Source organism: Bradyrhizobium sp. CCBAU 53415 (assembly GCF_028128735.1).
In the GTDB taxonomy this organism is placed as follows: domain Bacteria; phylum Pseudomonadota; class Alphaproteobacteria; order Rhizobiales; family Xanthobacteraceae; genus Bradyrhizobium.
The window spans coordinates 149921-161652 of the sequence record NZ_LBJF01000027.1 but is presented as its reverse complement, the minus strand read 5'-3'; the positions used below and the strand labels follow the sequence as shown (position 1 = coordinate 161652).

General features: G+C 67.0%; 10 protein-coding genes. 6 read left to right on the top strand and 4 right to left on the bottom strand.

Annotated features, from left to right (window positions below; all coding sequences use genetic code 11):
* Nucleotides 1-90 precede the first annotated feature (90 nt).
* On the top strand, nucleotides 91-990 hold the full coding sequence (locus XH87_RS29020; protein ID WP_333909206.1) for an AraC family transcriptional regulator: 900 nt from the start codon (nucleotides 91-93) through the stop codon (nucleotides 988-990).
* A gap of 95 nt (nucleotides 991-1085) precedes the next feature.
* Here the strand turns inward: XH87_RS29020 and XH87_RS29015 are convergent, their stop codons facing one another.
* Genes XH87_RS29015 through XH87_RS29000 form a run of 4 tightly spaced genes read right to left on the bottom strand, consistent with a single transcriptional unit; the run spans nucleotide 1086 to nucleotide 3898 of the window.
* Complete coding sequence (locus XH87_RS29015; RefSeq protein WP_271589870.1) at nucleotides 1086-2342, bottom strand: CCA tRNA nucleotidyltransferase; 1257 nt, start codon at nucleotides 2340-2342, stop codon at nucleotides 1086-1088.
* Between the two features lie 10 nt (nucleotides 2343-2352).
* Nucleotides 2353-2616, bottom strand: a complete 264-nt coding sequence (locus tag XH87_RS29010) for a DUF6111 family protein (RefSeq protein WP_035699907.1) — start codon at nucleotides 2614-2616, stop codon at nucleotides 2353-2355.
* Entirely contained in the window at nucleotides 2613-3248 is a 636-nt protein-coding gene (locus tag XH87_RS29005) for a CoA pyrophosphatase (RefSeq protein WP_442868320.1), read from the bottom strand. The genes XH87_RS29010 and XH87_RS29005 overlap by 4 nt, the downstream gene beginning before the upstream one ends.
* Before the next feature lie 38 nt (nucleotides 3249-3286).
* The gene (locus tag XH87_RS29000) at nucleotides 3287-3898 is read right to left on the bottom strand and encodes a DUF1285 domain-containing protein (protein ID WP_158671320.1); all 612 of its coding nucleotides are present in this window, start codon (nucleotides 3896-3898) and stop codon (nucleotides 3287-3289) included.
* A gap of 266 nt (nucleotides 3899-4164) precedes the next feature.
* Between XH87_RS29000 and XH87_RS28995 the strand changes: the two genes are divergently transcribed.
* The 5 genes from XH87_RS28995 (at nucleotide 4165) to XH87_RS28975 (ending at nucleotide 11659) form a co-directional block, all read left to right on the top strand.
* A complete protein-coding gene (locus XH87_RS28995; RefSeq protein ID WP_035699913.1) occupies nucleotides 4165-5163 on the top strand; it encodes an AAA family ATPase in 999 nt (332 codons plus the stop codon).
* The gene (locus XH87_RS28990; protein ID WP_271589868.1) at nucleotides 5163-6107 is read left to right on the top strand and encodes a DUF58 domain-containing protein; all 945 of its coding nucleotides are present in this window, start codon (nucleotides 5163-5165) and stop codon (nucleotides 6105-6107) included. The genes XH87_RS28995 and XH87_RS28990 overlap by 1 nt, the downstream gene beginning before the upstream one ends.
* Complete coding sequence (locus XH87_RS28985) at nucleotides 6104-8914, top strand: DUF4159 domain-containing protein (RefSeq protein WP_271589867.1); 2811 nt, start codon at nucleotides 6104-6106, stop codon at nucleotides 8912-8914. Before XH87_RS28990 ends, XH87_RS28985 begins: the two co-directional genes overlap by 4 nt.
* 7 nt (nucleotides 8915-8921) lie before the next feature.
* A complete protein-coding gene (locus XH87_RS28980) occupies nucleotides 8922-10985 on the top strand; it encodes a hypothetical protein (protein ID WP_271589866.1) in 2064 nt (687 codons plus the stop codon).
* A 257-nt stretch (nucleotides 10986-11242) separates the two neighbouring features.
* Nucleotides 11243-11659 carry a DUF2946 family protein gene (locus tag XH87_RS28975; RefSeq protein ID WP_271589865.1) on the top strand — a complete coding sequence of 139 codons (417 nt, stop codon included), beginning with the start codon at nucleotides 11243-11245 and terminating at the stop codon, nucleotides 11657-11659.
* Nucleotides 11660-11732 lie beyond the last annotated feature (73 nt).

Sequence of the window (11732 nt, the reverse complement as noted above, 5' to 3'; positions counted from 1 at the left end):
ACGGATATGCCGAAGATTGAGTTTTCATCGGACCAGCTTCCTTCCCACCTGAATGACAGGGCCCGATTCCGCCTGTGGCACGACATTTGGATGGATCAGCTCGGCAACGCGGACATGAAGCACGCCGAGGATAAGCCATTCTACACTGCGTCGAAGAATGTTCTGCTCGGCGAGCTGAGCGTCAGCCGGTTTGCCACGACGACGGGGCACTACGTGCGCACGCGCAAGCACGTGACCAATGATCGCGACGATATTCTTGTCGGCTTTTATCGCAGCCCTCAGCCGCAATTATGGACGGTGGGAAACCAGGGGGTTGAGCTGAAACAGGGAAGTGTGGTCGCCTTCAACATCGCCCAACCGGTCTCGAGCTTTACGCACGGCCTCACGGCCTGGAATCTGGCGTCCCTACCTCGAGCGCAAATTCTGAAGCTCGTTCCGCATGCCGACAACCGCTCGGCAATGCTGCTCGACCCGGCCAACCCCGCGGTACGACATCTCGATCGCACCATCGATTTTCTCCTTGATGCCGACGAGGTCTGCGAAGACCAGGAGTTGACACGTCACGCGCAGGCCATGCTCGGGGATTTGATCGTGCTGGCGCTCGGCGCGCGCGGTGAGGTCGCGGAGGTTGCGGCGAAACGCGGCTTGCGCGCCGCGCGGCAGCGCGAGCTGATCGCGATCATCGAAAAGCGCTTCGCCGAGCCGTCTCTGTCGGTCACGACCATCGCGGATGCTCTTGATCTGTCGCGTCGCTATGTCAGCGATTTGCTGCTCGAAAGCGGCGCGACATTCTCGGAGCGCGTACTTGAACTGCGCCTGCAGAAGGCACGGGCGATGCTGTCGGACGTTCGCTACGACGACACGAAGGTGAGTGACATCGCCTTCGCCTGCGGTTTCAATGAAGTGACTTACTTCAATCGCCGCTTCCGCGCTCACTTCGGCTGCTCACCGACGCAATACCGCATGGGAACGAACCACAGCGATACATGACCACCGCGCCGGTTTCGCCAAGTTGGTAAGCAACGCCATCGTTGCGACCAGCAGCAGCTGCAGAAGCGAGATGTCGGCGAAGCCCGAAACGACGGTCAATTTTTCTGATCGCGACTGACGCGTGCCGCAGCTTGATCGGCGATGGCAGCGAGCGCGGCTTCCTCTAGGGGAAAATCCGCCGCAAGCCAAGCGTCCTCGGCGAGCGCCAGCACATGTCCGAGCGCGGGTCCTTCGGCGAGACCGCGTGCAATGAAGTCGGCGGCCTTCAGCGGAAATTTCGGCGCGGTCCAGCGCTGCGGCAGCTCGGCGAGCGCACGCCAGCGCATTGAGGTGACATCGCCGCCGTTTCTCGCCCAGCCCAGCAACACGCGATCGTGATAGCGCTCGGCACCGAGCCGGTAGAGCAGCCGCCGCGCATTGGCTTCGTCCTTGGTGGCGAAGCGCCACCAGCGATGCCCCATCGAATCCAGCGCCTTGGCCTCGGCATTGGAAAGCCGCAAGCGCGCGGCGACGCGCTTGGCGTCTTCGGTGACGGCGACCGACAGTGCCGCCAGGCGTCGCGTGCTGCTCGCGGGCAGACCGAGCTCGCGCTCGATCGCGATCATCGCCGCCAAGGGGCCCGCATAGACCACGCCGCCGATCAGGGCTTGAAGCAATCCACCCTCGGCCATGGCCAGCACGGCCGCGGCTGTACCGCGGGCCACCAGCAGCTTCAGCATCTCCATGCGCACCCGCTCGGCCGAGAGGCCAGCCAGGCCCGCACGTCCCCGGATGCAGGCGAGATAGCCGTCGCGGTCGGGCTCGCCGGCACCGAAGGCGGCGTGGATGCGGAAGAAGCGCAGGATGCGCAAATAATCCTCGGCGATGCGCTGGTCGGGATCGCCGATGAAGCGCACGCGGCCGGCTCTCGCATCCGCGATGCCGCCGACATAGTCGTGGACGACACCGCTCGCATCGACCGACAAGCCGTTCATGGTGAAGTCGCGCCGCTCGGCATCCTTCACCCAGTCGCGGCCGAATGCGACCCTGGCCTTGCGGCCGAAGGTCTCGGTGTCCTCGCGCAGCGTCGTGACTTCGTAGGGGTGCCCGTCGATGACCAGCGTGACGGTGCCGTGGTCGATGCCGGTTGGTACGCCCTTGATGCCGGCGGCCTTGGCGCGCCGCATCACCTCCTCCGGCAGCGCCGTGGTCGCGATGTCGATGTCGCCGGGCTTGAGACCGAGCAGCGCATTGCGGACGGCGCCGCCGACCACCCGCGCCTCCTCGCCATCAGTGCTGAGCAGTTCCAGGACACGCGCGGTCCCACCTGCGGTCAGCCAGGGCGCATGGGCAAGCAACGGCTCCGCACTCATCGATCAGCCCCTATTTTTCCACGCCCGGCACCAGCTTGCCGTTCTCGACATGGGCGGGAACGTAGGTCGAATCCGGCGGCGCGCCGGAGAAATGCGCGAGGCCGATCAGGCCCGCGATGACCAGCACGATCGCCGCCAGCGCAAGGCGCGCGACGACCGCCACCGGCCAGGAGGATCGCGCGAACAGTCCGGACCGCGTGGCGGCCAGGAACAGCGCATAAACGGCAAAGGGGATGAGGAAGATTCCGATCTCGGTCAGAACCGTCCGGATCATGATGAATAGATCCGCTCATACAGCACACGCAGCATCCCGGCCGTCGCACCCCAGATGTAGCGTTCCGCGAACGGCATCGCGTAGTAGGACCGCGCCAGCCCACGGAATTCCTTGCTGTGCACCTGGTGGTTCACCGGGTTCATCAGGAAGGATAGCGGCACCTCGAACGCGTCATCAACCTCGGAATGGTTGATGGTGAGCGAAAAGCCCGGCCTGACCCTCGCCACCGTCGGCAGGATGCGGAAGCCGAAGCCGGTGCCGTAGAGATCGAGATAGCCGAGCGGCTCGACGAAATCTCTGGACAGCCCGACCTCCTCCTCGGCCTCGCGCAGCGCCGCATCGAGCGGCGAGGTATCAGTCGCGTCGATCTTGCCGCCGGGAAACGCGATCTGGCCGGCATGGTCGTTGAGATGCGCCGAGCGCTGCGTCAGCAGGATGGTCGGCTCGGGATGGTCGACCACCGCGATCAGGACCGCCGCGGGGCGCACCGGCTGCTCGCGCGCGATGATCTCGAGCATCTTGTCGGTGCCGGGATCCCCCGAGGCCGGGATGATGTTGGGATCGTAGAGGCCGGGCGGGACGTCGAAGCCGAGCTTCGCCCTGGAGCGGGCGAAGAAATCCGCAGCTCCCATCGCGACGGGCTCGTTCGTCAGGATAGGCTTGTTCAAATTCAAAGCGCGGCCCTCACCTGCTCCGCATCGGCCATGGCGAAGAATTGGCCGGCCGACTCGACACCGAACATCGGCTGACCATCGACCATCCGCTCCTCACCCATGTCAACCAGATCGTAATAGAGCGCCCTCGTGACCTTGGCCCAGAGATCGGCGCGGACGTGCAAGTAAGGCGTCAGCCCGCCATCCTGCGCCTGCTCGAAACGCAGCCGGTGCGCGGCATCGCAGGTGATCCAATCGTCGACATTGGTGCGGAAGCGCAGCACGCGATGATTGCACTCACCGTCCTTCTGCATCTCGACCGCCATGAACGGCGCATCATCGACGCGGATGCCGACCTTCTCCACCGGCGTGACCAGGAAGTGCTTGTCGCCCTCGCGCTTGAGGATGGTCGAAAACAGGCGGACCAGGGCAGGACGCCCGATTGGCGTCCCCAGATAGAACCAAGTACCATCGGACGCGATTCGGATGTCGAGATCGCCGCAAAACGGTGGATTCCACAGATGCACCGGAGGCAGGCCCTTTTTGGCGCCTTCGGCATTGGCAGCGCTTTTGGCGGCGGCAGTCAGTCCCTCAAGACCGCGATCCGCACTCTGCCCTTGGTTCGCCATGGTTTGCCCTGACTCTGTGATTGGCACGATTGGTGCAGGTCTACGTTGTACTCGGGTGCGTGGTTCCATCCGGAATAGTCCGGTGTGGAGGTCGCCACTTCGTGATGCCGTACATAACCCGAAGCCGATAAGGTGGGGATAGGTTAATTCAACGAATACATGGCCTTCCTGCAAGTCTAGCATAGGGCCCATGACTCGACGTGATGACGTGACGTGCTGACGTGACGATGCAAGCAAGCCGCGTGGCAGGCTGAAGGAGCGAGCGAATGGCGGAGAGTGTCGAGAAACTCGAGGACGGGATCGTCCGTTCGGCCGAGCAGGTGTCGAGCCAGATTCGCGCCGCCAAGGATGCGATCGCGTCGGTCATCTTCGGCCAGGATCGCGTGATCGAGAACACGCTGGTCACCATCCTCTCCGGCGGCCATGCGCTCCTGATCGGCGTGCCGGGCCTCGCCAAGACCAAGCTGGTCGAAACGCTCGGCGTCACGCTCGGTCTCGATGCCAAGCGCATCCAGTTCACGCCCGATTTGATGCCCTCGGACATCCTCGGCGCCGAGGTGCTGGATGAGAGCACCGCGGGCAGGCGCGCCTTCCGCTTTATCGCGGGTCCGGTGTTCGCGCAGCTCCTGATGGCGGACGAGATCAACCGCGCCAGCCCGCGCACGCAGTCGGCGCTGCTGCAGGCGATGCAGGAGCAGCACATCACGGTTGCCGGCGCGCGCCACGATCTGCCGAAGCCATTCCACGTGCTCGCGACGCAGAACCCGCTGGAGCAGGAAGGCACCTATCCGCTGCCCGAAGCCCAGCTCGACCGCTTCCTGATGGAGATCGACGTCGACTATCCCGACCGCGACGCCGAGCGCCGCATCCTGTTCGAGACCACCGGCGCCGAGGAGACGCTGGCCAGGGGCTCGATGACCGCGGATGCGCTGATCACCGCGCAGCGGCTGATCCGGCGCCTGCCGGTTGGCGATTCCGTCGTGGAGGCGATCCTGTCGCTGGTGCGCTCGGCCCGCCCGGGTCCGGACGCCGGCGAAGCCGGCAAGTTCATTGCCTGGGGTCCTGGCCCGCGCGCGAGCCAATCGCTGATGCTGGCGGTGCGCGCGCGTGCGCTGATCGACGGGCGCCTGGCACCCTCGATCGACGACGTGCTCGACCTCGCCGAGCCGGTGCTGAAGCACCGCATGGCGCTGACGTTCCAGGCGCGCGCCGAAGGCCGCACGATTCCGGACGTGATCCGGCAGTTGAAGACACGGATCGGTTGATGGCAGCAGAGAACGGGCACGCAGCGAAGGAGACACTGGCGATCCGACGTGCCGATGGCGAAAGCCGCACGCTCGCCGCTTCGCTGCCGCGCCTGGTGCTCGAGGCCCGCCGCATTGCCGCCAACGTCATCCACGGCCTGCATGGAAGGCGCCGCGCCGGCTCCGGCGAAAATTTCTGGCAATACCGCCGCTTCGTCTCGGGCGAACCGTCGCAGAATGTCGACTGGCGCCGCTCGGCGCGTGACGACCATCTCTATGTCCGCGAGCTCGAATGGGAAGCCGCGCACACGGTCTGGATCTGGCCGGACCGCTCGCCCTCGATGGCGTTCGCCTCGAAGACCGCGCGCGAGTCCAAGCTCGAGCGGACGCTGATCGTCGCCTTCGCGCTCGCCGAGCTGCTCGTCTCCGGCGGCGAGCGCGTCGGCATTCCCGGGCTGATGGCGCCGACCGCAAGCCGCAGCGTGATCGACAAGATGGCGCAGGCGATGCTGCATGACGATGCCGACCGGCCGAGCCTGCCGCCATCCTTCGTGCCCGCGGCACTGGCCGAGATCATCGTGCTGTCGGATTTCTGGTCGCCGATCTCCGAGATCAGGACGACGCTCGCGGGGCTCTCCGGCTCCGGCGCGCACGGCACGATGGTGCAGGTCGTCGATCCCGCCGAGGAGTCGTTTCCCTATTCCGGCCGCGTCGAATTCGTCGAGCCGGAAGGCTTTGGCGTGATCACCGCCGGCCGCGCCGAGAGCTGGGCGCACGACTATACCGCGCGGCTCGCGCTGCATCGCGACCAGATCCGCGCCGAGACCAACAAGCTGGACTGGCTCTTCACGACGCACGCGACCGACCGCTCCGCCGCGGAACTGCTGCTGTTCCTGCATGCCGGCATGCAGGTGAGCAAGTCGGGCGCCCGCACCACGACGATCAAGGCGGGGCCGGCCGCATGATGGGATTGCCTCTCGCCTTCACGCAACCGCTGCTCCTGATCGGCCTCGTCAGCCTGCCGGTGCTGTGGTGGCTGCTCCGCGTGATGCCGCCGCGGCCGCGCCGCATCGAGTTTCCGCCGACCCGCCTGCTGTTCGACATCGCGCCCAGGGAAGAGACGCCGTCGCGGACGCCGTGGTGGCTGACCGCGTTGCGGCTGCTGGCTGCGGCGCTCGTCATTTTCGCCGCCGCCGGCCCGATCTGGAATCCGCAAACGGGCCTCGCCGGCAGCAAGGCGCCGCTGATGATCATGTTCGACGACGGCTGGAGCGCCGCATCGCACTGGGACGTCAGGATCAGGACCGCGGACGAGCTGATCGCGAACGCCGACAATGACCGCCGTGCCATCGCGCTGGTGCCGCTGTCGGAGCCGAACCGCGACATCACCCTGATGCCGGCGGGCGCGGCGCGCGTCGCGCTGCGGCAACTCACGCCGAAGCCCTATTCGATCGATCGCGTCGAGACGCTGGCTGCGGTCGACCGTTTCCTCAAGGCCACCGGCGACTGCGAGATCGCCTGGCTCTCCGACGGCATCGATACCGGCCGCGGCGAGGACTTCGTGCAAGGCCTCGGCAAGACCATCGGCGATCGCAGCCTGACCGTGTTCGAAGGCGGCACTTCCTCGCCGCTGGCGCTGGTCGCGGCCGAGAACGCTGCGGCGAAGATGACGGTGAAGGTGCTGCGCACCGACAGCGGCATCGCGGTCGGCACCGTACGCGCGCTCGACCAGAAGGCTTCGCCGATCGGCGAGGCCCGCTATTCGTTCGGCCCGCAGGACAAGGAAACCGAAGCCGCGTTCGACCTGCCGGTCGAGCTGCGCAACGACATCACCCGGCTCGAAATATCCGGCGAGCGCTCTGCCGGCGCGGTGCAGCTGCTCGACAAGCGCTGGCGCCGCCGCGCGATCGGCATCGTCTCGGGCTCGACCAGCGAGACCGCACAGCCACTGCTGGCGCCGACCTTCTATCTCACCCGCGCACTGGCGCCGTTCGCCGACGTCCGGCTCGCCGACAAGGGCTCGCCGCAGCAGGGCATCACACAATTTCTGGACCAGAAGCTGCCGATGATCATCCTCGCCGATGTCGGCACCATCGCCCCTGAGCTCCGCGAGCGCCTCAATGCCTGGATCGACCAGGGCGGCGTGCTGGTGCGGTTCGCAGGGCCAAGGCTGGCGCAGGCCGAGGACGATCTCGTCCCGGTCAAGCTGCGCAAGGGCGGCCGCACGCTCGGCGGCAGCCTGACCTGGGAGAAGCCGCAGCATCTGGCTTCCTTCGCGGCCGACGGCCCGTTTGCGGGCGTCGCGGTGCCCAAGGACGTCACCGTGAGCCGCCAGGTGCTGGCCGAGCCCGACGCCGTGCTCGCCACCAAGAGCTGGGCCTCGCTGGAAGACGGCACGCCGCTCGTGACCGGCGAGCATCGCGGCAAGGGCCTCGTCAGCCTGTTCCACGTCAGCGCCGACATGCGCTGGTCGGACCTGCCGATGTCGGGCACCTTCGTCGAAATGCTGCGGCGGGTGGTCGACATGTCCGGCTACACGTCCAAGCCCGGTGCGGGTGTTGCCAGCGAAGCGCCTGCCGAGACGGTGGCGCCGCTGCACATCCTCGACGGCTTCGGCGCCTTCGGCCCGCCGCCTGCAACCGCAAAACCGCTGCCTGCGGATTACCGCGACCGCGCCACCCCCGATCATCCGCCCGGCTTCTATGGTCCGGCCGAAGGACCGCTCGCCGTGAACACGCTTGCTAGCGCCGACCGCATCGCTGCCCTGAACACCGCGGGCCTGCGTGCCCGGCACGCCACCTACACCAATGCCGAGCCGCGCGACCTGCGCGGCTGGCTGCTGTCCACCGCGCTTGCGCTGTTCCTGATCGACGCCATCATCGTCGCGGTGCTCGGCGGCGGCCTTGCCGCGCTGCTGCGCCGCCGCGCCGCGCCCGCAATGATCGTGCTCGCCTTGCTCGCAGGATTCGCGTCGCTCTCGCCCGCGCCGTCGCGCGCCGATAGCGCATCCGACGAGTTCGCGATGAAGGCGGTGTCGCAGACCCGGCTCGCCTATGTCGTGACCGGCAATGCCGACGTCGACTCCATCGTCAAGGCGGGGATGAACGGGCTGACGCTGTTCCTGGCCCAGCGCACTGCGCTCGAGGCCGGCGATCCCGTCGGCGTCGATCCGGCGCGCGACGAGCTCGCCTTCTTCCCGTTGATCTACTGGCCGATCGTGCCGGGCACGCCGAAGCCGCCGCAGGATGCCATCAACAAGATCGACGCCTACATGAAGCAGGGCGGCACCGTGCTGTTCGACACCCGCGACGCGATCGAGGCACCGCCCGGCGCGAACGGCGCGTCGCAGACGCCGGGCATGCAGACGTTGCGCGACATCCTGTCGTCGCTCGACGTGCCCGAACTCGAGCCGGTGCCGCGCGAGCACGTGCTGACCAAGACCTTCTATCTGCTGCGCGACTTCCCCGGCCGCTTCACCGCCGGCCAGACCTGGGTCGAGACCCTGCCGCGCGACGACGACGAGGACAGCGCGCAGCGGCCGGCACGCGGCGGCGACGGCGTCTCGCCGATCATCATCACCTCGAACGATCTTGCCGGCGCCTGGGCCGTGCGGCCCGACGGACAGGCCATGCTGCCGGTGACCGGCGGCGACCCCCGCCAGCGCGAATTCGCCTACCGCGCCGGCGCCAACATCGTGATGTACACGCTGACCGGCAACTACAAGGCCGACCAGGTGCACGCACCGGCCCTCATCGAACGGCTGGGGCAATAGGATCGTCATGAACTACGGCATCGCATTCACGCCGCTTGTCCCCGCGATCGTGCTGTGGCTCGCGCTCGCCGCGATCGTCATCGTCGCGCTCGTGCTGCTGCTTGCTCGCGCACGCGGCGCCGCGGTGCGCGTGGCCGCGCTGGCGCTGTTCCTGCTGGCGCTCGCCAATCCCTCCTTCACCCGCGAGGATCGCGATCCCCTCACCTCGGTCGCCGCAGTCGTCGTCGACAAGAGTCCGAGCCAGAATTTCGGCAACCGCAACCGTGAGGCCGCAGCTGCGCAGGAAGCGCTGGTCGACAGCCTGAAGAAGATCAAGGGACTGGAGGTCCGCGTCGTCGAGGCCGGACAGGCCGATGGCGAGACCGACGGCACCAAGCTGTTCGGCGCCCTCGCCTCGGCATTGTCGGACGTCCCGGTCGACCGCGTCGCCGGCGCGTTCCTGATCACCGACGGCCGCGTCCACGACATCCCGGCGAACGCCGCCGCGCTCGGTTTCCAGGCGCCGGTGCACGCGCTGATCACCGGGCAGAAGGACGAGCGCGACCGTCGCATCGCGGTCACGGCGGCGCCGCGCTTCGGCATCGTCGGCCAGACCCAGACCATCAGCTACCGCCTCGACGACCAGGGCGTCTCGGGTGAGCGCGCAAAGGTTACGATCCGCAGGGACGGCGAGGTCATCAACGAGCGCACGCTGGGAAGCGGCCAGAGCGCGAGCGTCGACGTCGACATCAAGCACGCCGGCCCGAACATCGTGGAGATCGAGGCCTCGCCGCTCGAACGAGAATTGACGCCGGTGAATAACCGAGCGGTCGTCGCCATCGACGGCGTGCGCGACAAGCTGCGCGTGCTCCTGGTCTCGGGCGAGCCGCATTCCGGCGAGCGCACCTGGCGCAATCTGCTCAAATCCGACGCCAGCGTCGACCTCGTGCATTTCACCATCCTGCGTCCGCCGGAAAAACAGGACGGCACGCCGATCAACGAATTGTCGCTGATCGCGTTTCCGACGCGCGAGCTGTTCCAGCAGAAGATCAACGAATTCCAGCTGATCATCTTCGACCGCTACGCCCGTCAGGGCGTGCTGCCGATCGCCTATTTCGACAACATCACGCGCTATGTCCGCTCGGGCGGCGCGGTGCTGGTCTCGGCCGGGCCCGACTACGCCTCCAACACCAGCATCTGGCGCACGCCGCTGGATTCGGTGCTGCCGGCCGAGCCGGTCGGCGTGACCGAAAAGCCGTTCTATGCGCATCTGTCGGACATCGGCAAACGCCATCCCGTCACACGCGGGCTGGAAGGCTCGGCGAGCGAGCCGCCGCACTGGAGCCGGTTCTTCCGCACCGTCGACACCCGCAATGCCGTGAACCCGCCTGTCATGACCGGCGCCGACGGCAAGCCGCTGTTGTTCCTGTCTCGCTTCGGCGAGGGCCGCGTCGCGCTGCTGCTATCCGACCACATCTGGCTGTGGGCGCGCGGCTATGAAGGCGGCGGGCCGCATCTCGACCTGCTCAGGCGGATGTCGCACTGGCTGATGAAGCAGCCGGACCTCGACGAGGAAGCGCTGCGGCTCCAGGTGCAGGGCAAGGACCTCGTCGTGGTGCGCCAGACCATGGCGGACAGCGTCCAGCCGGTGCGCGTCATCTCGCCGTCTGGCGTGTCGCACGATTTGACGCTGAGCGCCGGCGAGCCCGGCGAATGGCGCGCCAGCCTGCCGGCGAGCGAGCTCGGCCTGTGGCAGGCCACCGACGGCACGCTGAAGGCGCTGATCAATGTCGGCCCGACCAATCCGAAGGAGTTTTCGGAAGTCACCTCCATCGTCGACACCCTGAAGCCGCTGACGCAGGCGACCGGTGGCGACGCCGTGCGCGTGGCCAGTGGCAACAGCGTCGAGCTGCCGCGCATCCTGCCGGTGCGCTCCACCAGCGTCTTCCACGGCGACGGCTGGATGGGCGTGCGGATGCGCGATGCCAGCGTGGTGAAGGGCGTCGGCGTGCTGCCGATCTTCGCCGGCTTGATCGGCCTTCTGCTGCTGCTCGGCGCGTTCGCGGCGACCTGGGTCCGCGAGGGGCGGTGATCTCCCGAGGCGTGATGACGGCCCCCAGGGGCTCGTTCGAACCTCTCCCGCTTGCTTGCGGGAGAAAGAGCGCACCTGCTTCGTGCTACATCAGACCTGGTCTCATCATGCTGGAGTTGCCCGAACGACACATCGGCTGAGCGGCCTGCGCGGGCCGATCCGCCCGCCGTTGACATCAGCTGATCGATCGGGCGATGTTACACTATAACATCGCGGCGTCCAGGGATTGACGCCCCGATGTGAGGGTGGCTTTCCAGATGAAGTGGTTCCGGTCGAATATCAGGCACGGCGCCCGGCTCGCGTTGTTCGCGATGCTGGTGCAGTTCGGGCTGACGTTCGGCCATAGCCATTGGTTCGCCCAAGCCGCTCCACTTGCCCAAGCCACGCTCCAGCAGACCGATGGCGCCAAAGAGGGCGCCAAGGATCAGGCCAGGATCGACCGCGCAGCGGTTCACAAGCAATCGCCGGCGAGTCCCGACCGCGAGCATCCGGGCGAGGACAATTGCGCGATCTGCGCCGTCGTCGCGATGGCGGGCACGATCCTGTTCGCCACGCCGCCCCTGCTGCAACTGCCGCAGGCGATCGAACTGCTCTATCGCACCACCGATGCCGAATTTCTCCATCTGAAATCGGCCGGCGCGGCGTTCCAGCCGCGCGCCCCTCCCGCGTCCTGACTTCCAACGTCGCTTGATCACGCCTGGGCTCGCCGCAAATCGGCGAACGCCCCGGGAAAAGTTGAAGTCGAAT